The sequence below is a fragment of the Hyphomonas sp. genome, assembly GCF_016125515.1.
Classification (GTDB): Bacteria; Pseudomonadota; Alphaproteobacteria; order Caulobacterales; family Hyphomonadaceae; genus Hyphomonas.
Genome location: NZ_WGLO01000020.1, coordinates 61,518 through 87,042, shown reverse-complemented (window position 1 = coordinate 87,042; position 25,525 = coordinate 61,518). Strand labels below are relative to the sequence as shown.

Annotated in this window: 22 protein-coding genes and 1 pseudogene; 8 read left to right on the top strand and 15 right to left on the bottom strand. The window is 64.8% G+C overall.

Annotation, left to right across the window (positions count from 1 at the left end; genetic code table 11):
• Nucleotides 1-287: 287 nt before the first annotated feature.
• A pseudogene (locus GC148_RS15990) lies at nucleotides 288-428 on the bottom strand (helix-turn-helix domain-containing protein); the annotation flags it as partial.
• 245 nt (nucleotides 429-673) lie between these two features.
• On the opposite strand from GC148_RS15990, the gene GC148_RS14735 reads away from it, so the two are divergent.
• Together GC148_RS14735 and GC148_RS14730 are read left to right on the top strand one after the other, a co-directional pair.
• A complete protein-coding gene (locus GC148_RS14735) occupies nucleotides 674-1,369 on the top strand; it encodes a pirin family protein (protein ID WP_291071911.1) in 696 nt (231 codons plus the stop codon).
• Between the two features lie 99 nt (nucleotides 1,370-1,468).
• Nucleotides 1,469-1,936, top strand: a complete 468-nt coding sequence (locus tag GC148_RS14730) for a hypothetical protein (protein WP_291071910.1) — start codon at nucleotides 1,469-1,471, stop codon at nucleotides 1,934-1,936.
• A gap of 5 nt (nucleotides 1,937-1,941) precedes the next feature.
• Here the strand turns inward: GC148_RS14730 and GC148_RS14725 are convergent, their stop codons facing one another.
• Nucleotides 1,942-3,288 (bottom strand): mechanosensitive ion channel domain-containing protein, encoded by a 1,347-nt coding sequence (locus GC148_RS14725; RefSeq protein WP_291071908.1) that lies wholly within the window; start codon nucleotides 3,286-3,288, stop codon nucleotides 1,942-1,944.
• Between the two features lie 834 nt (nucleotides 3,289-4,122).
• On the opposite strand from GC148_RS14725, the gene GC148_RS14720 reads away from it, so the two are divergent.
• Both GC148_RS14720 and GC148_RS14715 read left to right on the top strand, forming a co-directional pair.
• The gene (locus GC148_RS14720) at nucleotides 4,123-7,005 is read left to right on the top strand and encodes a TonB-dependent receptor (protein WP_291071906.1); all 2,883 of its coding nucleotides are present in this window, start codon (nucleotides 4,123-4,125) and stop codon (nucleotides 7,003-7,005) included.
• 120 nt (nucleotides 7,006-7,125) lie between these two features.
• Nucleotides 7,126-8,268 (top strand): PQQ-dependent sugar dehydrogenase, encoded by a 1,143-nt coding sequence (locus GC148_RS14715; RefSeq protein ID WP_291071904.1) that lies wholly within the window; start codon nucleotides 7,126-7,128, stop codon nucleotides 8,266-8,268.
• A gap of 9 nt (nucleotides 8,269-8,277) precedes the next feature.
• Here GC148_RS14715 and GC148_RS14710 read toward each other — a convergent pair whose 3' ends face one another.
• The 3 genes from GC148_RS14710 to GC148_RS14700 are packed head-to-tail and all read right to left on the bottom strand — an operon-like array spanning nucleotide 8,278 to nucleotide 10,145.
• On the bottom strand, nucleotides 8,278-8,691 hold the full coding sequence (locus tag GC148_RS14710) for a Fur family transcriptional regulator (RefSeq protein ID WP_291071903.1): 414 nt from the start codon (nucleotides 8,689-8,691) through the stop codon (nucleotides 8,278-8,280).
• 56 nt (nucleotides 8,692-8,747) lie between these two features.
• Nucleotides 8,748-9,638: a dienelactone hydrolase family protein gene (locus GC148_RS14705; RefSeq protein WP_291071901.1), complete on the bottom strand. Its 891-nt coding sequence runs from the start codon at nucleotides 9,636-9,638 to the stop codon at nucleotides 8,748-8,750.
• Between the two features lie 51 nt (nucleotides 9,639-9,689).
• Complete coding sequence (locus tag GC148_RS14700) at nucleotides 9,690-10,145, bottom strand: GNAT family N-acetyltransferase (RefSeq protein ID WP_291071899.1); 456 nt, start codon at nucleotides 10,143-10,145, stop codon at nucleotides 9,690-9,692.
• A 90-nt stretch (nucleotides 10,146-10,235) separates the two neighbouring features.
• Here GC148_RS14700 and GC148_RS14695 point away from each other — a divergent pair, with 90 nt between their 5' ends.
• The 3 genes from GC148_RS14695 to GC148_RS14685 all read left to right on the top strand — a co-directional run bounded on the left by GC148_RS14695 (nucleotide 10,236) and on the right by GC148_RS14685 (nucleotide 14,025).
• Nucleotides 10,236-11,537: an Hsp70 family protein gene (locus tag GC148_RS14695; protein WP_291071897.1), complete on the top strand. Its 1,302-nt coding sequence runs from the start codon at nucleotides 10,236-10,238 to the stop codon at nucleotides 11,535-11,537.
• 81 nt (nucleotides 11,538-11,618) lie between these two features.
• Nucleotides 11,619-11,954 carry a DUF2946 family protein gene (locus GC148_RS14690; RefSeq protein WP_291071895.1) on the top strand — a complete coding sequence of 112 codons (336 nt, stop codon included), beginning with the start codon at nucleotides 11,619-11,621 and terminating at the stop codon, nucleotides 11,952-11,954.
• Between the two features lie 67 nt (nucleotides 11,955-12,021).
• The gene (locus GC148_RS14685; protein WP_291071893.1) at nucleotides 12,022-14,025 is read left to right on the top strand and encodes a TonB-dependent receptor; all 2,004 of its coding nucleotides are present in this window, start codon (nucleotides 12,022-12,024) and stop codon (nucleotides 14,023-14,025) included.
• A gap of 10 nt (nucleotides 14,026-14,035) precedes the next feature.
• Here the strand turns inward: GC148_RS14685 and tsaB are convergent, their stop codons facing one another.
• From tsaB to GC148_RS14635, 9 genes are all read right to left on the bottom strand, one after another.
• Entirely contained in the window at nucleotides 14,036-14,680 is a 645-nt protein-coding gene (tsaB, locus tag GC148_RS14680; RefSeq protein ID WP_291071891.1) for a tRNA (adenosine(37)-N6)-threonylcarbamoyltransferase complex dimerization subunit type 1 TsaB, read from the bottom strand.
• Between the two features lie 28 nt (nucleotides 14,681-14,708).
• On the bottom strand, nucleotides 14,709-15,308 hold the full coding sequence (locus tag GC148_RS14675; protein ID WP_291071889.1) for a malonic semialdehyde reductase: 600 nt from the start codon (nucleotides 15,306-15,308) through the stop codon (nucleotides 14,709-14,711).
• Nucleotides 15,309-15,363: 55 nt separating this feature from the next.
• Nucleotides 15,364-15,936, bottom strand: coding sequence for a NifU family protein (locus tag GC148_RS15985; RefSeq protein ID WP_366063999.1), 573 nt, complete (start codon nucleotides 15,934-15,936; stop codon nucleotides 15,364-15,366).
• A 48-nt stretch (nucleotides 15,937-15,984) separates the two neighbouring features.
• Complete coding sequence (locus GC148_RS14660; RefSeq protein ID WP_291071887.1) at nucleotides 15,985-17,058, bottom strand: hypothetical protein; 1,074 nt, start codon at nucleotides 17,056-17,058, stop codon at nucleotides 15,985-15,987.
• Between the two features lie 134 nt (nucleotides 17,059-17,192).
• A complete protein-coding gene (locus GC148_RS14655) occupies nucleotides 17,193-17,657 on the bottom strand; it encodes a copper chaperone PCu(A)C (RefSeq protein WP_291071885.1) in 465 nt (154 codons plus the stop codon).
• Nucleotides 17,658-17,748: 91 nt separating this feature from the next.
• Complete coding sequence (trpS, locus tag GC148_RS14650; RefSeq protein ID WP_291071883.1) at nucleotides 17,749-18,783, bottom strand: tryptophan--tRNA ligase; 1,035 nt, start codon at nucleotides 18,781-18,783, stop codon at nucleotides 17,749-17,751.
• A gap of 25 nt (nucleotides 18,784-18,808) precedes the next feature.
• Nucleotides 18,809-20,365 (bottom strand): murein biosynthesis integral membrane protein MurJ, encoded by a 1,557-nt coding sequence (gene murJ, locus GC148_RS14645; protein ID WP_291071881.1) that lies wholly within the window; start codon nucleotides 20,363-20,365, stop codon nucleotides 18,809-18,811.
• Nucleotides 20,366-20,387: 22 nt separating this feature from the next.
• Entirely contained in the window at nucleotides 20,388-23,234 is a 2,847-nt protein-coding gene (locus GC148_RS14640; RefSeq protein ID WP_291071879.1) for a [protein-PII] uridylyltransferase, read from the bottom strand.
• 33 nt (nucleotides 23,235-23,267) lie between these two features.
• The gene (locus GC148_RS14635) at nucleotides 23,268-23,738 is read right to left on the bottom strand and encodes an Lrp/AsnC family transcriptional regulator (protein ID WP_291071877.1); all 471 of its coding nucleotides are present in this window, start codon (nucleotides 23,736-23,738) and stop codon (nucleotides 23,268-23,270) included.
• A gap of 111 nt (nucleotides 23,739-23,849) precedes the next feature.
• Between GC148_RS14635 and GC148_RS14630 the strand changes: the two genes are divergently transcribed.
• A complete protein-coding gene (locus tag GC148_RS14630) occupies nucleotides 23,850-25,052 on the top strand; it encodes a methionine gamma-lyase (protein WP_291071875.1) in 1,203 nt (400 codons plus the stop codon).
• Here the strand turns inward: GC148_RS14630 and GC148_RS14625 are convergent.
• Complete coding sequence (locus GC148_RS14625; protein WP_291071872.1) at nucleotides 25,049-25,414, bottom strand: EthD domain-containing protein; 366 nt, start codon at nucleotides 25,412-25,414, stop codon at nucleotides 25,049-25,051. The genes GC148_RS14630 and GC148_RS14625 overlap by 4 nt on opposite strands.
• Between the last annotated feature and the right edge of the window lie 111 nt (nucleotides 25,415-25,525).

Genomic DNA, 25,525 nt, shown 5'->3' with positions numbered 1-25,525 from the left:
TCGCTGAGCGGTTCGGGCGGCGGTAGAGGCTCGGGCATGGGCGGGGCGACGCCCACCTCCAGCTTCCGGAGGCCGAGTTCGTGCGACCAGCCTTCCCGGTGGAAGATCTCGATCGTGTAGTCGCCCGGCGGCCAATGATAGGTATCGATCAGGATCTGCACCCGGCCATTGAGGCGGCGGGTGACATCTTCCGCCTCCAGCCGCGCGCCGCCGGAGCCACGGATGCGGAATGTGCCGTATCCGGAATATCCGTCCTGTGGAAGCCAGAGCGTGATCTGCTGGCAGCCCTGATAGCGCTCGTAGATCTTATAGCCCGTGACGCGGGAGATGCCGAACTCCCGGCAAAGCGGCGCCATCTTCTCTCCTTCGAGAAGCCGGGCGATGAATCTGAGACGTTCGTCCATGGGTTTGCACTCGTTCCAGGGCATTCAGGGGCCTCCCCAAATGCGTCAAAGTGTAAACCATGTGATCAGAATGAACTGTCAGCTATGTCCCGATAAGGACACGTCCTGCCTTCCGTTGCTGGCTGGCTACCATTTCGCCGCCGCGCTGTCGCGTGGGCCGCTCTATTCATGCACGCTGCGCATGAATGTCACCGGTTCCGGCGCCTTCTCTCACCGCGGGGCCCGGCTCATATGACGGCCAACAGCAACCCTTCCGATGGAGGCCTTCGATGATTGACGTTCGTCCGTTCGACAAGCTGGGCCGGTTCCGCAACGACTGGCTCAACGCCCACTATCACTTCTCTTTCTCCCAGTATTATGACCCCGACCGCATCCAGCATGGTGCGCTGCGCGTCTGGAATGATGACGAGATCCAGCCGCGCACCGGCTTCCCGCCGCATGGGCATGACTCGATGGAAATCATCACCTATGTCCGCAAGGGCGCCATCACGCACAAGGACTCGCTCGGCAATACCGGCCGCACAGAGGCCGGCGACGTGCAGGTGATGAGCGCAGGTTCGGGCATCCAGCATTCCGAGTGGAATGCCGAGGATATTAAGACTGAGCTGTTCCAGCTCTGGATCCTGCCCCGCAGCCGGGGCGGCAAGCCGAACTGGGGCGCGCGCAAGTTTCCGAAGGGCGACCGCTCCGGCAACTGGGCAGTGCTGGCCTCCGGCACCGGCGAGGGCGGCAGCTTGACGATCAACCAGGATGCCAAGGTGCTCGGCGCAACGATCAAGGCCGGCGAGATGCTGACCTATACGCTGCCCGAGGGCCGCTACGGCTATCTCGTAGTGGCTGATGGCGAAGTGACCCTCAACGGCGAGGCGCTGGGCACCCGTGACGGCGCGGCCATTTCCGGCGGCGAGACGCTGAGGCTGGAAGGCGTCAACTCCGCCGAGCTGGTGCTGGTCGACACGATCTGACGGCCTGCTCACGCGGGCGTGACTTCTGGGCCCGGCCGGTTTGGTGTAGGATGAACCCAACTGGCCGGGCTTTTGTCTGGCCTATTCGGGAGTATGACGATGAAACATCTTCTGGCCGCTGCCGTCCTTCTGGGTCTTTCGCCGGTTGCCGGCGCAACCGAGATCAATGTGAACCTCGCCCCGGACTTCACCGAGAAGCTGACCGAGGATTATGGCCTGCGCGAAGGCGACTATCTCGCAGACAGTGTCCGCCGCGACCTCGAGCGCGCCCTGGAGCGGGCCGGCGCGGATGTCGCCCGGGTGGACGTGACGATCCTCGACGCAAAGCCCTCGCGGCCGACCTTCAAACAGGGCGGAGACTCGCCTGGTCTAGACATGTTCCGCTCGGTCAGCCTCGGCGGCATGAAACTGTCGGCGGTGGCCTATGACGCCTCCGGCGCGGCGAGCGAACCGTTCGAGTATGACTGGTACGAGCATGACATCCGCCAGGCCGGCATCACCACCTGGCAGGACGCCAAGCGCGCGTCGAGCCGGTTTGCCACGCGCTTTGCTGAGACGGTCGACTAGGCTGCCTATTCGTCCCCGGTGATCCGCACGCTGAGCGTTTCCGACGATCTCAGGTGCAGGTCGCGTTGCGGGAACGGGATCAGGATTCCGTGCCGTTCGAGCGCGGAATGGACCTGCCAGACATAGTCCGCCATCACTTTCTGCGGGCGCAGCACGGCTTCGTCGGTCAGCCAGACGATCAACTCGAACTCGAGACGCGACTCGCCGAACTTGACGAGCCAAACCTGCGGCTTGCGCTCGGCCTTGTCGTCGAACGTCCAGGGCAAGGCGGCAGCGGCTTCCAACCCGGCCTTCTCCACCAGCTCCTTCGGCGTGCCGTAAGCGACCCCGAACGGCACGTGGATCCTGCGCTTGGCATCGGCGTGCGTCCAGTTGATCAGCTGGTTCTTGATGAACGCCTCGTTAGGCACGATGATGTCGATATTGTCGTTAGTCGTCAGCACCGTGGAGCGGAAGTTGATCTCCTTCACGAGGCCGGACAGGCCGCCCTGCAGCTCGATGAAGTCGCCGACCTTCAGGGTCTTCTCCATCAGGAGGATGACGCCCGACATGAAGTTCGAGAAGATCGATTGCAGGCCAAAGCCGATCCCGACACCGAGCGCACCGGAGAAGAAGGTGAGCGCGCCGAGATCCACGCCGACCAGGTTCAACGCCACGAAAATCGAAATGATGATCGCAGCGATCTTTACGGTCTGGCCGAACAGGCCGCCGACCGAAGGCGGCAGGTTCTGCGCGCCGCGCAGCTGCGACTGGGCGAGATTGCCGATCAGCCAGCCGACCCAGAGCGCGATCGCCGCCAGGACGAGGCTGGTGATCAGGTGCAGCAGTGTTACCTGCGCGGTGCCGAGATGCAGCACGACCGAATCGAGCGCCTGGTTCAACGGGCCGAGCCAGCCGACGATATAAAGGGCCGCGAGGGTCCACAGTGAATAGGCCACCATCCGCGAGATGAGGCCGCGCCGCATGCTGGCGGTGACGACCTGCACGGCGATCCAGACCACCAGCAGGCTGATGGCGATGTTCAGCGAGCGGCTGCCGAGCTCGGCATATTCGAAGGCGGCGGTGACCGGCACCAGAATCAGCACGGTGATCGTCGGCCAGAGGATGCGCAGCACCGAGACGAGCGCGAGCAGCACGAAATCGATCCGGCCGCGCGCCTCGGCTGCGGCCATGAGGTGTTTGCGCGGGAAGCGCGACAAGAGATAGGCCAGCGCCGCCGCGACGACGATGGCGACAATCTGCCAGACCGTGTCGGGCGAGGCGAGGTCGGCCACCGCTTCGCGGCCCCATCGGCTGAGCATGTTCCAGAGCTTCTCCACCGCCGGCAGGGCGGCCGGGAACGGAACGGACACGTCGTGAAGCAAGCGAGCCTCTCTGGAACTCAGGCCATGGTGCGATTCAGCCGACCTTACCGGCCCCCTTCCCGGGCGCAACCCTTCGGCGGCGGGTCGAGGCTGGCGCGGTGCAGCCTGGCGATCAGGCTGCGCGGCCGGCCTGCCCTCCGGAGAATGTCCGCCAGCACCTCGGTTGGAAGCAGGAGAACCGGGAAGCGGCGGCCTTTGCGGGATCGAGACAGCGAGGGCTCCTTGGGGATGGTTGTGTTCGGGGTTCTTCCTCCGCGTTTTCGTTTGGCTCGGCCTTAGGAGGAGCCGCGCGCGGCGAGCGTCCAGGATAGGTGTTTGCAGGTTAGCACGCCTGGCAGCCGCCGTGCGCCACCCCGGACTTCGGGCAACGCTCGGGATGAGTTCGGCCTCGAAAGAACTTCTGATCCAATCCCGGCTTTCGTGCGCCGGGACAGGCAGGGGGTGAATTTCTGGCCCTGTTTGTTGCGCAAGCCCGAACTTGCGCAATGCAAAGGAGCTCATCCCGAGCGAAGTCGAAGGATCGAGCGGTTGGCGCGCACGCCCAAGTTTCGACTTCGCTCAGCAGGATATAGGGCGGATTCGGGCGGGAAACAGCGCCTGAATGGGGGATAGTACGTAGTCGCCCGCGGCTCAGGTGAGCTTTCCGTAACATTTTTGACACCCCCGCAAAGTGTTTTCCCCTTCCCCTAGCGAGACCGATTGACACGGCCCCAAACCTGCCGTTGTGATGTCATGGAAGTGGTCCCGCCAATGAGGATTGCTCGAAAATCAGCAACAGAATCGGTGCCTTGCATGTTGCGGCCCGAGGGGAGGAAAATTCGAATGACTCGATTCACAGACTCGAAATACGTCTTGTTGGCAGGTGCCTCCGTGCTTGCCATGAGCTTTTTCGGACAAGCCGCATTCGCCCAGGAAGAGGACGCACCCGATGATGCGCGCCGCCTCGGCACGGTCACCGTGACGACCCAGAAGGTCGAGCAATCCATCCAGGACGTTCCGATCGCCGTTTCGGCCTTCGACGAGGAAGCACTGAACAAGATGCAGTTGGCCGGTGGCCCTGACCTTGTGAAATCGATCCCGAACGTCTCTTTCACCAAAGGCAACTTTGCCGGCTACAACTTCAAGGTCCGCGGCATCGGTAACGACGCGGTGGCCCAGTCCGGCGATGCGGGCGTCGGCGTTCACCAGAACGACGTGCCGCTGACCTCCAACGCCCTGTTCGAAGCCGAATTCTTCGACATGGAGCGCATCGAGGTTCTGCGTGGCCCGCAAGGCACACTGTACGGCCGCAACGCGACCGGCGGCGTGTTCAACGCCATCACGGCGAAGCCCGTCATGGAAGAATGGCAGGGCAACGTATCGGCCACGCTCGGCAACTTTGGCACGATGAAATACAAAGGCATGCTGAACGTGCCGCTGGGTGACAAGCTCGCCGTGCGTGTGGCCGGCAGCTACCTTGAGCGCGACGGCTTCGCTGAGAACACTGTCACCGGCAACGACATCGACAGCCGTAAACTCTATGGCATCCGCGCGTCGGTCGCCTATGAGCCGACCGACAGGTTCCGCGCTCTCGCGATCTATGACTACTTCAAAGAAGACGACAGCCGTATCCGTTCGGGCAAACAGCTCTGCAAGAAGGATCCGGGCTTCTCGAGCTATGCCGGCATTGCAGTCACCCCGCTCGACCAACTGGTCACTTCGCTGGGCTGTCAGGAAGCAGCGCTCTCCGACTCCTATGACCGGGTCAATTCGCAAGGCACCCTTGGCGGCGGTCTCGCAATCATCGCCGGCCTTCTGAACGGCGACGCCTATACGGCGCCGATGAACCCCAACCTTCGCCAGATCGAGTCGGCTTTCGATCCGAGCTATGAGGCCGAACAGACACTGTTCACTGGCAAACTCGAGTTCGACCTCACTGATTCGCTGCTGCTGACCTATCTGGGCAGCTACAGCAAGAACTCGGTCCTGTCGCGGGAAGACTACAACAAGATCGCTCCGACCACGACCTTCAACACGACAGCCGGTCCGTTCGCTGCGGCCCCGCCCCTTTACGGGCTCCTGTTCCCGGGCGGCAATGTTTCGGATCCGCAACTCGGCAGCTCGAACATCTTCCGGACGTTTGACCAGTCGGGCGGCGAATCCGAGCAGAAGAGCCATGAGCTCCGCCTGCAGTCCAGCTATGACGGCGCCTTCAACTTCAACCTCGGCGCCATCATGGTCGACTTTGAAGCCATTGATCCGGCGCGCACAGGCGACGGCTATTATGTGTTCTCGAACTCGCTGACGGCCCTGGCCCAGATCAACAACGCGGCCGGCGGTGCATTCTTCGGCGGCCCGGTGGCCATCGATGATGGCACGGGCGGTGAATCGGCATTCGGCGGCGCGCTGGTCGGCGATGGCGGCAACTACTTCCGTTCGCTCTCGCCTTACCGGCTCGAATCCTTCGCCGTGTTCGGTGAAGGCTACTATGACGTGTCCGACTCGCTGAAAGCGACCCTCGGCCTGCGTTATACGAGCGACAAGAAAGAGCAGGACATCGTTCCGTCGATCCTGTTCGCACCGGGCGCCACGCTCGGCTCCACCGGCCTTCTTGAGGCCGAGTTCGAAGAAGTCACGGGCCGCTTCGGTTTCGACTGGGCCCCGGATCTCAACTTCTCCGACGACACGCTGCTCTACGCCTTCTACTCACGCGGGTACAAAGGCGGCGGCATCAACCCGCCCCAACCGGTTGGAGCGAACCTCTTCCCGCAGACCTTCGAGCCGGAGTTCATCAACTCCTATGAGATCGGCACGAAGAACACGTTGGCCAACGGCGCCCTGCAGCTCAACGCCACGGGCTTCTACTACGACTATACCGGCTACCAGATCACGCAGATCGTGAACCGCACCTCTGCCAACTTCAACATCGATGCCAAGCTGCAAGGCCTCGAGATCGAGACGATCTGGAACCCGGTGTCGACCTTCGTTGTCAACGCCAACCTCGGCCTGCTCGACACTAAGATCCAGGACACTTACGGCATCGACGTGCTTGACCGCACGAACGGCCGCGCGGACCTGATCACGCTGAAGAACGCATCGTCCTTCGCCAACTGCGTGATTTCGGCCCAGGGCTATGCCACCATCCTGGGGGCCATCGCACTCAACCCGGCACTGACCGGCGCAACCCGGGGCCTCTGCAACGGCGCTTTGTATGGGGCGTCGACGCCCTTCGCAGGAAGCCGGGCCGCCGCAGAAGCTGCGTTCGGCCTGACCGGCGTGACCGTGACCTACACGGACTCGCAGGGTGTGACGCGGACCGCAACGGCCCTCGAGCCGATCGACGGCGATGCGAAGAACCTGGATGGCAACTCCATCCCGGGTGCACCGGAAACCACGCTGAACATCGGCGCGGAATACACTTGGGAACCGGGCTCGTTCGGCGCCTGGGGCCTCACAGGCCGCGTCGACTACTACCGCCAGTCGGACAGCTTCAGCCGCGTCTACAACTCGGTGCGCGACGAGCTGGACTCGTGGGACAACGTGAACGTCACGGTCTCGCTGTTCAACGACGACACGGGCATCCGGATCGAAGCCTTCGGCAAGAACATTGCCGACAAGGAAGTCATCACGGGCGCTTACATGACCGATGACTCCTCGGGCCTGTTCACCAACATCTTCCTGACCGAGCCGCGCACCTACGGCGTGTCGGTCACCAAGAGCTGGTAAGACCCGGTTTCAAAACCGAATGAGAGGGGGCGGCCTTGAGAGGCCGCCCCTTTTTCGTTGGCGCGGCGGGCAGGACGCTCTATGTCTGGTGCTGAATCCTGACCGCATCCGGAGCCTGCCATGACGAACCCAATTCGCCTGTCTGCCCTTGCCCTTGCTGCTACGATGGCGGCCTGCACGCCTACGGGCGGCGCGGCTACGCCGACCACCGTGAGCGAGACCAAGGTGAAGCTGGAGCCGCTCTTTGCGGCCGAGCAGCCCTGGGGCATGGCTTTCCTATCGGACGGCGCGCTGCTGTTCACCGAGAAGGAAGGCGGCCTGAAATACGCGGTGCCGGGCACGGGCGTCGATCCGAAGACCGTCTCCGGCCTGCCACCGGCGCTTACGGAAGGCCAGGCTGGGTATCTGGGCATCGCACTCGACCCGAACTTTGATGACAACCGGCTGGTCTATGTGTCGCTGTCATCCGGCACGGTGGAAGCCAACGCCACGGCGGTCGTGCGCGGCCGCCTCAGCGACGACAATTCGGCTCTGGAGAATGTGGAAGAGATCTTCCGCAGCAAGACGCGCGACACGGCCTATCATTATGGGTCGCGCCTCGCCTTCGCGAATGACGGGACGCTGTTCGTGACGCTGGGCGAAGGCTTCAAGTACAAGGAACTGGCGCAGGATCCGAAGGAACTGCTCGGCAAGATCGTGCGGATCAATCCGGACGGGTCGATCCCGGCGGACAATCCGTTTGCGGATGGTGTGTCCGGCGATCCGGCCGTCTGGTCTTACGGCCACCGCAACGAACAGGGCCTCTACTACGACAAGGTGTCGGGCACGCTGTGGGAAACCGAGCACGGCCCGAAAGGCGGCGATGAGCTGAACATCATCACCAAGGGCACCAATTATGGCTGGCCGGCGATCACATACGGCGTCAACTATGATGGCACGATCATTTCCGACAAGACCGAAGCCGAAGGCATGGCTCAGCCGGAAACCTATTGGGTGCCGTCGATTGCGCCTTCTGGCCTGACGATGTTGAACAGCGATGTCTATCCCGGCTGGCGCGGCGACCTGTTCGTCGGCGGCATGAACGGCCCGGCCGGACTCGTCCTGGTGCGGATCGATCTGGAAGGCGGCAAGGTGATCGGCAAGGAAGACCTGCTACGCGACGAAAGCCTCGCGATCCGCGATGTCGTGCAAGGACCGGACGGCTTCCTGTATGTCGCCTCGAAGGATTTCGACGGCATCTTCAAGGTTGTGCCGGAAGAATAGGGCCCTGCCCTATTCGTTGTCCTTGAGGGGCACGCCGTAAAGTTCGAGCCGGTGGTCAACCAGCCTGAAGCCGAGCTTGCGGGCGATCTCTTCCTGCAGCTGCTCGATCTCGTCGGAATGGAATTCCACTACCGCGCCCGTCTTCACGTTGATCAGGTGATCGTGGTGCTCCTCGGGCACTTCCTCATATCGGGCGCGCCCGTCGCGGAAATCGTGCGCTTGGATGATGCCCGCATCCTCGAACAGCTTCACGGTCCGGTAGACGGTGGCCAGCGAAATCGAGGCATCGAGCGAATTGGCGCGGCGGTGCAGCTCCTCCGCGTCCGGGTGATCGTCGGCCACGGAAAGCACCCGCGCGATGATGCGGCGGGGCTCCGTCATGCGGAGACCTTTTTCGACGCAGAGTTTTTCCAAACGGTCCATGAACGCCCTTTTGCCCGGGCTTGGCCGGCAAGTCCAGATCAGGTTGAAATTGCGCCTCAGGCAAGGTGGCGGGCGAAGAAGTCCAGCGTGCGGCTCCAGGCGAGGGCGGCGGCCTCCGGATTGAAGCGCGGCGTCGTGTCATTGTGGAACCCGTGCTGGCAGCCTTCATAGATAAAGACCTCGTAGGGCTTGCCGGCCGCCTTCAGCGCGGCCTCATAAGTGGGCCAGCCAGCGTTCACGCGCTCGTCGTCGCCCGCGAGATGGATCTGCAGGGGTACTTCGACCTTCACGGCGTCCTCGACCGGCGGCCAGCCGCCATAATAGGGCACGGACGCCTTAAGCCAGGGCTGGCGCACCGCCATGATATTGGTCACAGCACCGCCGAAGCAGAAGCCGGTGCAGGCGATCCGGCCATTGGTGGCCTCGTGGTTGCGGAGGAATTCGGCGGCGGCCATGAAGTCCTCGATCATCTCGGGCGCGGCGCGCTGGGCCTGCAGGGCGCGGCCATCATCGTCATTGCCGGGATAGCCGCCGAGGGGATAGAGCGCGTCCGGCGCGAAGGCGGCATAGCCGGCTTTGGCAGCGCGCCGGGCGACGTCGCGGATGTGCGGGTTGAGGCCCCGGTTCTCGTGCACGACCACGATGCCCGCAAGCTTGCCCTTCGCGCCGGCAGGCCGGACCAGATAGCCCGACATTTCGCCCGCGCCGTTGGGCGAAGCGTAGGTGACCGTCTCCTCGACGAGATCGGCTTCGGCGCCTTCAGTTGTCTGCACGCGGCCGTAATCCGGCAGGACGCAGGCCGCGAGCATCGACACGGTTAGCCCGCCGACAGCGTATCTGGCGAGCCCGTCGAAAAAGGCGCGGCGCGAGAGGTCACCGTGGCAATAGGCGTCGTAGAGGCCGAACACCTCTTTCGGAACGTCGATGGACTTCAGGTCGTCGGCCATGGCGGGTCTCCTCTGCTTGGACCCCGAATATAGACCCCTGCCCGGCTGCGGCTAGGCGGCCAGCGTTTTCGACATCAGGATTGCGGCGACGGGCACAGGCCGGCCGGCTGTGTAGTAGCACGGGCGGCGGCCATCCTCAGTGAAACCGAGCGAAGCGTAGAGGTGGAGCGCAGGCGCGTTGTCTTCGGCGACATCGAGCGTGACACGCGTGACGGCCTCCCGCGCGAGATCGTCCATCAGGCGGGTAATCAGCCGGCGTGCAAGGCCTTGGCTGCGCCGGTCCGGATGGGTGGCGACGGTCAGGAGATCGGCCTCGAGGCCGGTGTTCTGGAACAGCGCAAAGGCGACGAGGCCGCCCTCTTCGAAGACGCCGAGGGTGACCGCGCCCGCGGCGTTGAACTGGGCGGCGAAAGCCGCCTCGCTCCAGGCATCCGCGAAGGCCAGCGCGTGCAAGGCGGCAGCGGCGGCCGCGTCGTCAGGGGTCAGGGCACACAGGTGCAGGGTCATTCCGGGTCCAGATGGTCCAATCGCAGGGTTGCTTGCGGCCCCCTGCCTCTGTTAGTTCGCCTGCCCTTTGCCTTGGCACAAGTGCGCATCATGACCCAACCGATCTCCACCCTCGGCCTCGATTTCGGCACAACCAACAGCGTGGCTGCGGTTGCCGGCCGCAATGGCGCGACCGAAGCCATGATGTTCAGCCATGACGGCGAGACCTTCGCGGCCTGCCGCTCCGTGTTGTGCTTCTGGCGCGACGAGGAAGAACGCGGATCGCCCGCGCGGATGGAGATCGGACCCTGGGCGATCGACCAGTTCCTGGAGCTGGGCGGGGATTGCCGGTTCATCCAGTCGTTCAAGACCTTCGCGGCAAGCCCGCTGTTTGCGTCCACCGTGATCCACAACAGGAACTGGCGGTTCGAAGACCTGCTGTCGGCCTATCTGCGGCGGCTGGCCGAACGGTCGGAAACGCCGTGGCCGCGCCGCGTTGTGGTTGGCCGGCCGGTGCAGTTTGCGGGCGCGCAGCCCGACGGGGCCCTGGCGCAGCAACGCTATGAGACGGCGCTGAAACGGCTCGGCTTCGAGACGATCCACCACGTCTACGAGCCGGTGGCGGCGGCCTTCTTCTATGCGCAGCGCCTGACCGAGCCGGCGACGATACTGGTGGCCGACTTTGGCGGCGGCACGAGCGACTTCTCGATCATACGCTTCGATCCGGGCGCCGGGCGGCTGAGCGCTGAGCCCTTGTCGCATGCGGGGATCGGGATTGCGGGCGATGCGTTCGACCAGAAGATCATCGAGCATGTCGTCGCGCCCCTGTTCGGCAAGGACAGCACCTTCAAGAGCGGCGACAAGACGCTGCCGATCCCGCTCGCCTATTACAGCCGGTTTGCACAGTGGAACCAGTTGTCGATCATGCGGCACACGAAGGATTATGCGGAGCTCGTGAAGCTGCTGCAGGTGGCGAATGAGCCGGAGCTGATTCAGGCCTTCATCACCTTCCTCGATGCGGACGCGAGCTACCTGCTCTACCGCGCCGTGGCGCAGCTGAAGATGCAGCTGTCGCAGGAACGCCAGGGCCTGTTTGATCTTGATGTCGGTAAGCTGAAGCTGAGCCGCACGATTGCGCGGGCGGAGTTCGACAGCTGGATCGGCGACGATGTGCGCGCGATCCAAGCGCAGGTGAGCGAGGCGCTCAAACGGGCGAACCTGACCGAGGCGAAAATCGACCGGGTGTTCCTGACCGGCGGCACGTCGTATGTGCCGGCGCTGCGCGAAAGCTTCGAGGCGCGCTTCGGCGGGGAGAAAGTGGAGACCGGCGACCAGTTCGTCTCGATCGCCAACGGCCTCGCGCTGATCGCGCAGGAGGACGACCTGGAGCCGTGGCTGGCGAAGGCCAAGTGACCCAAAGAGGCACATGGCTTGCATGCCGCATCCGCTGAGGGGTTTGCGGGCCTGAAGGTCTGCTTGTAGGAGGGACGTCGCATGTATTCGAATCCGTCCGTCTTCTTCCTGCGCAAGCTGGTCGCCGCGCTCGCGATGCTGGCCTTCATGCTGGCGCCGGTGGCGTCGGCCGAGCCGGCGGGCGAACCGGTCGCGGAAGTGGCCTGCGACGCCGGGTCAGGACCGGGCGGCGCGGACGACCATACCGGACATGACCACCACGCCCATGGCTGCGGTTCTTGCCATGTCCACCTGATCGAGCCCGCCAGCCCTTGGCCGTCCCTGCCGGCAGCGCGGCGCGCGGACGTCCATCCTCTGCGGGTCGCGGGCGTTCCTGCGCCGCTTCCGGGCGAACTGTTCCGTCCTCCCCGGGCCTGACTCTGCGTGAACCGGCGCGTCACAGGCTGACGCTGCCTCAACCAGAGTCATCCAGAGGATTTTCCAAATGTCAGACTATCTGCGCCTTGCGGCGCTGTCCCTTGCCCTGTCCGGTCTCCTGCCGGCCGCGGCTTTCTCCCAGACCGAACCGGCCGGCGACACGCATGAAGCGGGCGACGGCCATGACGGCCACGACGAGGCGTCGCGCATACTCGAAGCGGTCGTCGTGCAGGCGACGCGTTCCGGCCGCCTGCTGCAGGACGAGCCCATGCGGGTCGAAGTGATCAACCGCGAAGAGATCGAGGAAAAGGCGATCATGCGGCCCGGCAACATCGCAACGATTGTCAGCGAAACGGGCGGCATCCGCTTGCAGGTCACCTCCCCTGCGCTTGGGGCGGCGAATATCCGCGTGCAAGGCCTGAATGGCCGCTACACGCAGCTCCTGTCCGACGGGTTGGCGCTCTATGGCGGGCAGGCCTCATCGCTGGGCCTGTTGCAAATTCCGCCTACGGACCTTCGGCAGGTCGAGGTGATCAAGGGCTCGGCCACCTCCCTCTATGGCGCTTCCGCACTGGGCGGCGTGATCAACCTCGTTTCCCGCCGGCCGGGCGATGAGGCGGAGGGCGAGGTGCTGATGAACATCACGTCTCGCGACGGACAGGACCTGACCGCCTATGCCGCCGCGCCGCTCACCGGGTCGCTGGGCGCGTCGCTGACTGCGGGCGAGCACCGGCAGGGCCTTGAGGATTTCGACCAGGACGGCTGGATCGACCTTCCCGGATATGAGCGCTGGACGGCCCGGCCGCGCCTGTTCTGGCAAGGCGACAATGGCGCGGAAGTGTATGCCACGGCCGGCTTCATGACCGAGCAGCGCCGGGGCGGCACGCGCACCGGACGCACGGTGGCGGATGGAAACACCTTTCCGCAGGACCAGGATACGACACGGCTAGACGGCGGTATGATTGCCGACCTGCCATTGTCGGACTCGCTTGCCGCACAGGTGCGGGCGTCGGGCACGGTGCAGAACCATGAGCATGTGTTCGGCGCGGACCGCGAGGACGACCGGCACGAAAGCTACCTGATCGAGGCTTCCGTATCCGGTGATGCGGGGCGCACCAACTGGGTGGCGGGCGTGGCGCTCCAGTCCGAGCGCTACGCCTCGGCGGCCTTTCCGGCCTTCGACTATGACTATGACGTGCCCGGATTGTTCGGGCAGGTCGACCATGATCTGAATGAAGACCTGTCGATCTCGGTCAGCGGCCGGCTCGACGATCACAGTACGTATGGCGCGCAGTTCAGCCCGCGCGTGTCGGCGCTCTACCGGCCAGGGGACTGGGCGTTCCGGGGCTCGGTTGCCAAGGGCTTCTTTGCGCCGACACCGTTTGTCGAGGAAATCGAGGCGGCCGGCCTGTCGCGGCTCGAACCGCTCTCGGGAATTTCCGAGGAGACGGCGCGGACCTATTCGCTGGATGCCGCCTACAAGCGCGGCAGCTTCGAGGCGAATGCCACCCTGTTCGCGGCGGACCTAGACGACGTCACGGTGCTCGAGCCATTTGCCGGCACCCCGGGCGGCGCACTCGACCGGGTACGGATGGTCAACATAACCGGCACGACCGAGCTGCGGGGCAGCGAGCTGTTGCTGCGCTACCTGTGGGGCGACTTCAAGCTGACAGGAAGCTACCTCTTCCTCGATTCGAGCGAGCCAGTCCCGGGCGGCGGACGCCAGGACATCGCCCTGACACCGCGGCATACCGCGGGGCTGGTGGCGATGTGGGAACGGCACGGCGAATTCCGGGCGGGGTTAGAGATGTACTACACAGGCGAACAGCGCGTGGAGGACAGCCCTTACCGGACGGTCAGCAATCCCTATCTCGATGTCGGCTTCCTCGCAGAAATCACGCGGGGGCCTGCAAGCTGGTTCATCAACGCGGAGAACATCCTCGATGTGCGCCAGACGAAGGAGGAGCCACTCTTGCTGCCGCAGCGGGCGCCGGATGGTCAGTGGACGACAGATATCTGGTCGCGCAATGACGGCTTCATCGTGAATGGCGGTGTGCGGCTGAAATTCTGAGCCTGTAAGATTAACCCCTCGGCGCCGGAAGTGTGGCGTCGGGGGCGCGGGCGTAGACGGGGGTTGGGGGGTGTTTGGCGGGTCTGAAGGCGGAAGCCTTTAGGGCGGCGGTGATGGCGCTGGGCAGCAGCGGGCGCAGGTCGAGCGACTTTGCGAGCGGGCCGAGAGCTTCGGCGCCGTCCATGAAGACGGGCGCGTGAAAGCCCGTGAGCATGTGCGTCAGGTCCGCGAGGGAAACCTCCATCACCTCGGCGATGCCCTCCCCTTCCGCGATGCCTTGCACCCACCAGGTCTGGTCCGGCGGGCGGCGCTGCGCCTGGAGGCAGCCGAGGGCGGGCCCTTCGAAGCCGGGCGGAATGGCCGCTTCAAGACTGGTGACGCCGATCGCTTCGGCGCGGGTCACGAGGGCGAGGCCGCGGGCATAGGCGACGCCAATGCGCAGGCCGGTAAAACTGCCCGGGCCGGTGACAACCGCGATCCGGTCCAGATCGGCGAGCGTCAGATGCTCTGTGGACAGAATTTCGGCAACGAGCCCAGGCAGGCGGCGTTCCTGGCCGCGCGGCATCGCCTCGCGCAGGTCCGTCAGGATCTCGCCGTCCCGAACGAGGGCGGCTTCCATCGTGCTGAAAGCGGTGTTCAGGCCAAGGACGAGCATTCGCGTTTCTTTTCGGGGTGCCGCTGCGTTAGAAGATGCGGCAGGCCTGGTCAAAGTCGAGGCGCGGGCTGCGGTCGAACAGCTTGGACTTGTCGCCATAGCCGATATTGCAGAGAAAGTTGGCGCGCCAATGCGTCATCTCGCCATCTTCGCTTTCGAAGAACTCGCGGTTGACGCCGGCCGCATCGAAGCCGCTCATGGGGCCACAATCGAGGCCGATGGCGCGGGCCGCGAGCATCAGATAAGCGCCCTGCAGCGAGCCATTGCGGAAGGCAGTTTCATCCCGGTTGTTGTTGAACCAGTCCTTCGCGCCGGGCGCGTGCGGGAAAAGTTGCGGGATCTTTTCCTGGAAGGCGAGGTCAAAAGCGACGATGACAGTCCACGGCGCGGCGGCGGTCTTGGCGCGGTTGCCTTCGCTCATCAGCGGCAGGAGGCGTTCCTTGCCGGCGGGCGTGTGCACGAAGACGAACCGGGCGGGCGAGCAGTTGGCGCTGGTCGGGCCCATCTTGGCGAGGTCGTAGACCGCGCGGACGAGGATCTCGGGCACGTCCTTCTCGAGAAAGCCGTTCTGGCTGCGGGCATCGCGGAAGATCACATCAAGGGCATGATCGTTGACGGGGTGGGCCATGGCGGGGTCCTTTGATCAGGTCTGGAAATGAGGGAAAGAGCAGGAACAGGGGGGTCTAGAGCACGGCCTCGACGGCGGTGACTTCGGGCACATAGGTGCGCAGCATGTTCTCGATCCCGGATTTCAGCGTCATCGTGGACGACGGGCAGCCGGCGCAGGCGCCGCGCATGTTGAGGTGGACGACACCGGTTTCGGCATCGAAGCTGCGGAAGGTGATGTCGCCGCCATCCTGCGCCACGGCCGGACGCACGCGGGTTTCGATCAGTTCCTTGATCTCGTTCACGATCTCGGCGGTCTCGCCCTCATAGACGATTTCATCATCGCTGGCGCCGACCCCGGACTCGTCAACCACCGGCAGGCCAGCCATGTAATGGTCCATGATGGCGGCCAGCACCATCGGCTTCACATGTTTCCAGTCGCTGGAGGCGGTCTTGCTGATCGAGACGAAATCCGAGCCGAGGAAGACACGGTCCACACCGTCGACCTGGAACAGGGCGCGGGCCAGGAGGCTGGCGCGGGCGCTGGCGGCGTCGGGATAGTCAAACGGGCCCAGATGGCCCGCGACAGGCGGCCCGGGCAGGAATTTGACCGTATCGGGGTTCGGGGTCGCTTCCGTCTGGATGAACATGACAGGCCTCGCTTTCTGCAGGAGACATGGCCTGCAACGAGCCCCAGTTCAAGGGACGCCGGTCGCCTCGTCCTCAGCCGTGACCGAGGCCACCTCGTCGATCACCGGCGCCGGCGGGGCCAGACGGTCGGCGAGATAGCGCGAGGCGTTCTCCGCTTCGGTCAGGTAATAGGCCATCGTGGCGAGGTGGTTGGGCAACAGGGCGCCGGACCCGATCTGGTTCGAGACGAAGACGGGCTTCATGTCGGCGGCGCGTTTCCAGGCAGTTTCGGCACGGTTCAGCGCGACGGAGAGTTCGGTGTCACCGGTGAGGCCATAGGCGCGGGCCTTGCCGGCGACGATCAACTGGTGAGCGAGATGAGCGCGGGCCTTGGCGGCGTAGAAGGCGGTGATGTCTTCCGTGCTGGCGGGCCAGGCGCTTTGCTCGGCATTGATCCGGTCCGACAGTGCGGCGCGGTCCTGCCCGGCCCAGGCGGCGAAGAGCTGCATCTCGCGCGGCAGCGTTTCTTCCGGGGAAGGACGAACCGCGAGACCGCGCGAGGCGCGTGTGTCGAAGCGGTTGAGGGCTTCGGCTGCGGCGGTGAGGCGCGGGCGCATGTCTTCGCCCGGTACGGCCTTCAGGAGGCGCGAGGCGGCGGAAAGGTCATCGTCCGGGCCATCGGCATTGGCAGCGACCTCGGCGAGGAGGGCGGTGTGGTCCGACAGGCCGGAGGCGGTGGCTTCCTGCCAAGCCGGTAGCGCGGTGAGACGGGCCTGCGGATGCCAGGCCGGACGGTCGGCCGCCCAGCCGGCGCCGGCGAGCTCGCGGGCGATCTTGTGGATGGCGACGCCGACGACCGAGACCGACCAGCTCTGGTCTCCAGGGATCACGATGGCGCTGTCATCGATATGGCTGGAGAGGACCGTGGCGGCCGGATAAGCGCCGATCACGGCCAGCAAGGCAGACACCTTCAGCAGGCCGACGAACCGGCGCCAGGCCTTCTGGAAACCCAGCATGATCGGGCTTGGTTCAGCATGCTCCAGCGAAATGAAATGCTCGGGCTCCGGCGCCGGACGCGGCTTGGCACGAAGGTCCTCGTCATAGGCCTTCGGGAGCTTCGCGGCAGCTGCGCGTGAGGGCATCGGTTTGCGCCTGTCCTGAGCGGGTTGCTGGGAGGGTTTCATATTAGACAACTATGCTGCGAACACTGTGCCAATAACAGGGCGAAGGTGCATGAAATTTCAGATATGTGCAGTGATTGGCCACATAAAGTGCATTAACCAGCGGTCGGGATTACTTCGGCCTGGGTGATGACCTGCTCTTCGGTGCCTGATTCGTCTGTGAACGTCAGGATCAGGTCCACGGACTCGCCCAGCTGGAGAGGTTTAACGCCGAAGAACATGAGGTGGTTTCCGCCCCGCTGCAGCACGAGTGGGGTGGCTTCCGAGACCTGGAAGGACTCGACCTGGCGCATCTGCATCATGCCGTTTTCCATCGACATGGTGTGCAGCTCGACCTTGTCTGCCGCGGGCGTGGTGACACCGGTGAGTACTTTGGGGGCGCCGGTGACGCTGACATGCAGGCCGCCGCCGGTGACCGCGCGGCCTTCAGGCGGCTGGACGATGAAGGCATCGCGCACTTCGATCTCGGCGCTTTCAACCGCGGCGGGCGCCGAAGCCGGTCCACCGCAGGCACCGAGCAGCAGGATGGCGGGCAGAATGAGGCGGTTCAGGACGCGCATGGTCGTTCCTCCGGTTGGGGTACCGGAAGGATGCGGAGCGTTGCCGCTTAAGACAAGCGTTTAGTCTGCCGCAGCGACCGCGCGCCGCGCCTCAGGGACGCCAGAAGCCGACGACGCGGCGGACCTCGTCCATGATCGGGGCCGAGACGGCGTTGGCGCGTGCAGCGCCGTCTGCCAGCACACGGTCGATGCCCGCCGGATCGGCGAGGTGTTCCCGGAAGCGCGCGGTAATCGGTGACAGGTGGGCGACCGTGACCTCCGCAAGCGCCAGCTTGAACACGCCGAAGCCCTTCCCCTCGAATTCCGCGAGCACACTGTCGACGGTGCGGTCCGAGAGCGCGGCGAAGATACCGACGAGGTTCTCGACCTCGGGGCGGCCTTTCAGCTCTTCGGCGGTGGCGGGGATAACGCCGGCATCCGTCGTGGCCTTCTTGATCTTCTTCGAGATCGCGTCGGCATCGTCCATCAGCGTGATGCGCGAAAGGTCCGACGGGTCGGATTTCGACATCTTCTTGGTGCCGTCCTTCAGCGACATGATGCGGGCGCCGGGGCCCTTGATCATGGGTTCGGGCAGCGGGAAGAAGCCGGGCACACCGTATTCACGGTTGAACCGGTCGGCGATGTCGCGGCTGAGTTCCAGATGCTGCTTCTGGTCTTCGCCCACGGGGACGTGCGTGGCCTTGTAGGCGAGGATGTCGGCCGCCTGCAGGACCGGATAGGTGAACAGGCCGACAGAGGCGCGCTCGGAATCCTTGCCGGCCTTGTCCTTGAACTGGGTCATCCGCTCGACCCAGCCCATGCGGGCGACGCAGTTGAAGATCCAGGCAAGTTCGACATGCGCGAGGACCGAGGACTGCGCGAAGATCACTGATTTTTCCGGATCGACACCGGCGGCCAGGAAGGCCGCGGCGATCTGGCGGGTCTGGTCGATCAGCGCGCCGCGCTCGACCGGCAGGGTGATGGCGTGCAGGTCCACAACACAGAAGATGCAGTCATGGCCTTCGGCCTGAAGGTCTGCGAATTTCTTGAGGGCGCCGAGATAGTTGCCGAGATGGAGGTTTCCCGTCGGCTGGATGCCGGAGAATACGCGTTGCGGGCCGGTATAGGCGGGGGTCGTGTTCGTCATGATCCGGGGCGTTTAGCCTGTTTGATCAGCGCCGCAAAGCCTGCCGGATGTCGCTGATCCGGACGGCGCCGGTGATCAGGGCGGCCAGGCCGTAGATCAGGGCGGCGGCCAGGACGACCAGACCGGCCGCGAGCGACTTGGAGCCGTAAACGGCCGCCTGGATGGCGGGGAACTGCCAGAGCATCAGCGCAATGCCGATGGACAGGATCATCGTCGCGAGGCCGGCCCGGATGAGGCCGCCGGCGAGGCGCGCGCCTGGCCGGTACCAGCCGCGCCGCGCGAGGGCGAAGCCAAGCAGCAGCGCATTGCACCAGGCCGCCGTGCTGGTGGCAATGGCGAGGCCGGGAAATCCCTCGCGGCCGACCGAGTTCAGCCAGAAGAACAGGCCCGCGCCGAGCAGTGTGTTGATGGCGACCGAGACGAGCGCATAGCGCATCGGGGTCTTGGTATCTTCTCGGGCGAAGAAGGGCGGCGCGAGCACTTTGATCAGCACGAAGGCCGGCACACCCCAGGCGAAGTGGAACAGTGCGCCGCCGGCGGCAGCGGCATCAGACGCAAGGAAGGCCCCGCGCACGAAGAAGGCATCGATCAGGAAGACCGGCGCGATCATCAGGCCAGCAGCGGCGGGGAAGGTCAGCGCCATGGCGAGGCCGAGGCCTTCATCCATGGTGCGGGCACCGGCTTCGGTGTCCCCTGCCCGCGCGGCGCGGCTGAGGCGCGGCAGGATGGCGACGCCGACCGCAACGCCGACCAGCCCGAGGGGCAACTGGTAGAGACGGTCGGCCGCGTAGAGCCAGCTCTTGGCGCCGACCTCGAAACTCGCGAGGGACTGGCTGACGATGATGTTGATCTGTGTGCCGGAGGCCGCGATCGTACCCGGCACAGCGAGCATCAGCACCTTCTTCACGGCGGGGGTGAGGCGCGGCCAGCCGATCAGGCCGAGCTTCACACCCTGATGCGAGACGCCCCACCAGAGCACGCCGGCCTGCAGCAGGCCCGCGATGAAGAAGGCAATGGCGGCGTAGGTGGCGGTAGTCTGCGGCGAGGTGCCGAGCAGGCCCGCCGGGATGAGGCAGAGATTGAGCAGCGTCGGCGCGCCGGCCGAAAGGACGAAGCGTTCCAGCGAGTTGAGCACGCCCGACAGGAGCGCCGCGATGGCCATGAAGGTGAGGTAGGGCATGGTGATGCGCGTCAGCATCACCGCGAGATTGTAATTCGCCGTGTCGTCGGCCTGCCCGCCATGGATGACCAGCAGGACCCAGGGCATGAAGACCTGGGCCAGGATGGTGAGGGCGGCGGTGGCGGCGAAGAGAACGCGCATCGCGTCGTCGGCCACCGCGCGGGCAGCCTCCGGCCCTTCGGCCTCCAGCGTGCGGGCATAGGTGGGCACGAAGGCCGAGGCGAAGGCGCCTTCGGCAAAGATACGGCGGAACAGATTCGGGAATTGCTGGGCGGTCGCCCATGCGTCGCCGACAGGCCCTGCCCCGATCTTGGCGGCCAGAATGATATCGCGCGCAAAGCCGAGGATACGGCTTGCGAAGGTAAGGGACGCCTGCACGGCGGTGTTGCGAACCAGGCTCATGACGTCCGCTTTCCCTGAATTCTCAGAAGCTGTCCACGGCCCGTGACCGCCGGAGCTTGCGGGCCGGCGTATGGGGCGCGTCCGGTTCTTCGCGCGAGAGAACGGCCATAAGACGTTCTTTCAGGGTCTCTTTGCGGGCTTTTGACAGATGGCCGCCGGCGGTTGTCTCGGACTGGACATAGAACGCATCGAAGACCCGCTCACCGTAGGAACCGACGTGCGCGGAGTGGATCGACAATTTCAGCTCGGCCAGGACTTCGGCCACTTCATGCAGCAGGCCCGGCCGGTCGCGGGCGGCGATGTCGACCACGGTATAGTCGGCCGAGATGTCGTCATGGATCTGCACCGAGGGCTGGACCAGGAAGGCAGCCTCGCGGCGGCTGGCGCGGGACTTGACGCCGCCTTTCGGCGGATTGCCGGCCAGCGCCGCCAGGATCGCCTTTTCCAGCGTGACCAGACGCGCCGGATCGCCCTCGCCGAAGGGCAGACCGCGGATGTCCTGCAGCATGAACACGTCGACGATGCGTCCGCCGCGCGAGGTGAAGACCTGTGCGGCGACGATGTTGGCACCCTGGCGCACAAGCGTGCCGGCGAGATCGGCGAAGAGGCCGGTGCGGTCCGCACCCGAGACGAGCAGCGCGACCGCGCCGCCCTCGGGCGCCATTCGCGTGGTGACGACATCGCCGCCCTTGGCGAGCGCCGAGGCGTGCCAGGCGATGTCGTCGGCATCGAAGCCGGTCCAGTAGGCTGTTTCGAGTTCGAGCAGGAGCGGCGGCAGGCTGCCGAGCCGGTCGATGATGGCGGCGCGGCGGTCTTCGGCGCGGCGTTCAAGTTCGCTCTGCACGCCCGCTTCGTCCGTACGCCCACCACGCAGGGCGGCGGCCGTGTTGTGGTAGAGATCGGCGAGGAGCTGGCCTTTCCAGGCATTCCAGACGGCCGGCCCGACGGCTTTGATGTCGGCCACGGTGAGGATGTAGAGCAGGCGCAGGCGTTCGAGCGACCCGACGAGGCCGGCGAATTTCGCCACGGTGCGCGGATCGGTGATATCGCGCTTCTGGGCCGTCTCGCTCATTTCGAGATGGTGGCCAACCAGCCAGACGACGAGGTCGGTTTCCTCCTTCGGCAGGCCGAGCCGCTCGCAGGCTTTGCGAGAGGTGATCATGCCGGCGATCTGCTGGTCGCCTTTGCCCTTGCCTGTATCGTGCAGCAGCATCGCGAGGTAAAGCGCGCGGCGGTTTTCGATCGTGCCGAAGAGTTCATGGGCCAGCGGGGCGATGTCGCCGCGCCCGTGTTCGAGGTCTGCAATGATGGCGACCGCGCGCAGCGTATGCTCATCAACCGTATAGTGATGATACATATTGAACTGGGTCTGCGCGACGATAGTGCCGAACTCGGGAATCGCGCGGCCGAGCACGCCGGCCTCGTTCATGCGGCGCAGCGTCGGCCCCGGATCGCTGCCGCCGAGGATGGCGTCGAGGATCAGGGTGCGGGCGGCCGGCGTTTCGCGGACCGATTCGTTCAGCCCCCGGAGCTTCCGCGTGAGCACGGTCAATGCGGCGGGATGGATGTCCTTCTGCTCGCGCCGGGCGATGGTGAACAGGCGGATCATGTTTAGTGGATCGGCCGCCATGACATCGTCGCTGGTGATGTTGATCCTGCCGGCCTCGATCAGGAAGCCCGGCTCCGGCAGCGCCTGGGGCGGGCGCACCGGCAGGAAGCGGCGCAGGCCTTCCGGCTTTTTCTTGTGCTCGGCTTCCAGCTTGGCCGCGATGATTCGCGTCAGGCCGCCGACATCCTTGGCGACAAGGAAATAGCGCTTCATGAAGCGCTCGACGCCCTGCTGGCCTTCGCGGTCGCGGTAGCCCATGCGGGCGGCGATCTCGGGCTGCAGGTCGAAGCTGAGACGGTCTTCGGCGCGGCCGGTGACGAAATGCATGTGGCAACGCACGGTCCACAGGAACCGCGCTGCGCGGATGAAGACCGTGTACTCATGGTCTGTAAACGGACCATCGCGCATCACGTCTTCCAGTGTGATGCCGCCGTTCATGTGCTTGACGATCCAGTAGAGCGTCTGCAGATCGCGCAGACCGCCCTTCCCTTCTTTCAGGTTCGGTTCGACCACATAGCGCGCGTCGCCCATGCGGGCATGGCGGGCGTCGCGCTCGGCCAGCTTGTCGGCAATGAACTGGGCATCGTTGCCCCTTACGGCCTCGCGCTGGAACAGCGCCACCATGTCATTGGCAAGATCCTGATCGCCGCAGATGAAGCGCGAATCCAGGAGGCTGGTCTTGATGGTGACGTCTTCCTGCGCCTGCTTCACACACTCCATCGGTGTGCGGAAGGCGTTGCCAACCTTCAGGCCCATGTCCCATAGGGCATAGAGCATGTATTCGATCACACTCTCCGTATGCGGACTGGCCTTGTAGGCCCGCAGGAAGAGCAGGTCCGTGTCTGAGGACGGCGCCATGACGCCGCGGCCATAGCCGCCGGTTGCCACGATCGCGAGACGCTCGGCCTCGGTGGGGTTCGAGGCACGGTGCACGTGGGTGACGGTAAAATCGTAGAGCGCGTGGATTACCTCGTCCTGCACGGCGGCGAGCAGGCGCCCGGTGTCGAGGCCGTCAGCGCCTTGCTGGAGACGCTCCTGCGCAATCAGGCGGCCACGGAACATGGCGCCATGCAGCAGGTTCAGTGCGCCTTTGCGGGCGGCAGACGGGTCGGACAGGTTGTCCAGCGCGGCCGCGGTCAGCTTTACGCGCAGCGCCCGACCGTCGATGATATCGGCAATGCGCCAGCGGCCCGGGCGCCGGGACGAGAGCGCGCGATTGACCAGCGTCGGAGGGGAATTCGGGGAGTCGGGTGGGGTCATGTGCTGCCAGCATAGCAGGTTTGGAAGCGCGTTCTACGGGCGCCTTTCGCTGAGAACCGGCAAGATCCGCGACTTCTTGACGACCCCATAGGCAAAACTCGTCTCGATGGAGGCGATGGCCGGGAGTTTCTGGATGGTTTCACGCACCAGATGCTCATAATCGTCGAGGCTGCGCGCCACGACCCGCAGCTCGTAATCGGCGCCGCCGGTCATCAGGTAGCAATCCAGGATGGCATCGGTTTCGGCAATCTTTCGCTCGAAGGCCTGCACATTTTCCTGAGAATGGCTGGCGAGGCGGATGCGGACAAGACAGGTGATGGGATAGCCGCAGGCTTTCTGGTCCACGAGGGCGGTGTAGCCCTGGATCAGTCCCGACGCCTCGAGGTTGCGCACGCGGCGCAGACAGGGCGAAGGCGACAAGCCGACCTGCTCGGCCAGTTCGAGATTGGTGAGGCGGCCATCGCGCTGGAGGGCTCGAATGATATTGGCATCTATTGCGTCCATATCGATTAATAATGGTATTTCATGCCAATCTGCAAACTATTTTAAGCACAATATGGCAGGATTTACCCAAGGGAAAGCGCTATACTGGGGTCAGACAAGGGAGATTGACCGATGGCCTATGACGCAACCCGCCCGGCGGGGCCCGCGACCCGCGCAATCCACCACGGCTATGACCCAGCCGAGAACGGCAATGCGCTGACCCCGCCGCTGCACCTGACCTCGACCTTCGCCTTCCCCGACGCCGAGACAGGCGGCGCCCTGTTCGCCGGTGAGGCCGAGGGGCACATCTACTCACGCATCTCGAACCCGACCGTGGCCCTGCTGGAGGCGCGCATCGCGAACCTCGAGGGCGCCGAGGCGGGCCTCGCCACCGCCAGCGGCATGGGCGCGATCAGTTCATTGATGTGGACCTTGCTGAAGCCCGGCGACGAGATCATCACCGACAAGACACTGTATGGCTGCACCTTCGCCTTCATGCGCGACGGTCTCGCGCGCTTCGGCATCCAGATCACGCATGTGGACCTGCGCGATCCGGCGAACCTGTCCGCGGCGATCAGCGCGAAGACGCGGATCGTGTATTTCGAGACGCCCGCGAACCCCAACATGCGCCTCGTCGATATTGCTGCGGCGAGCCGGATCGCGCACGGCGCCGGCGCGCTTGTGGTGGTCGACAACACCTATGCCTCGCCGCTGATCACCCGGCCGATCGAACTGGGCGCGGACTTCGTGGTTCACTCGGCGACCAAGTATCTCGGCGGACACGGCGACCTCATCGCCGGCATGATGCTGGGCCGCGCCGATGCGATCAAGGACGTGCGCATGGTTGGCGTGAAGGACATGACCGGCTCGGTGATGGCGCCGTTCAACGCGATGCTGGTGATGCGTGGCCTGAAGACCCTGCAGCTGCGCATGGCGCGTCATTGCGCGAGCGGAATGCGCGTGGCCGAATGGCTGGAGGCGCAGCCGGGCGTTGAGGCCGTGTACTATCCGGGCCTGAAAAGCCACCCGCAGCATGAGCTGGCCAAGCGCCAGATGGACGGGTTCGGCGGCATGATCGCACTAGAACTGAAAGGCGGCTATGAGGCGGGCATCGCGATGATGAACCGCCTGCAGATGATCCGCCGCGCGGTGAGCCTCGGCGATGCGGAGACGCTGATCCAGCACCCGGCCAGCATGACGCACTCGACCTATTCGCGCGAAGAGCGCCTAGAGCATGGCATCAGCGACGGGCTGGTGCGCCTGTCGGTCGGGCTGGAGGATGTCGAGGACATCATCGCAGATCTGGCCGACGCGCTGGGGACCAACGCGCGCTAGCCGACGATCACATGCTCATTGCTGAACGAGAGCGGTGAGTTGGCAAGGTCGATGAAATTCGTTGCGTCCGCGAGGAGTTCAGCGCTGGCCCTGGCAGCAGCTTCACTGGTGTTGGCGGCCATGGTCGCGTCGCTTTCGAACCAGAGTTCGGCGACGACGTCATAGGCATCCGGGCCGCCGCGTGACGCCTGCATGGCGCCATTCAGGGAGCCATGGCCGGTATGAGCCTGGACGTAGCGCAGACTGCCGAGCGCGCTGGCGTGCTTGGCCACCAGCGGCGCATGGTCCTCACGCCAATAGCGCTGGAACTCTTCCTGGCTGCGCTGCGGCAAGCGGCGGAAGTAGAAGTTGAGTTTGATCATGCCCGCAAGCCAGGCGCGCCCCTTGCCTCTTTCCATTCAATCCGGGGCTTTGGCGGAAGAAGCGTTGCGCGATTCTCGGTGCATGATAGGCCTTGGACCGTAAGTCAGTGG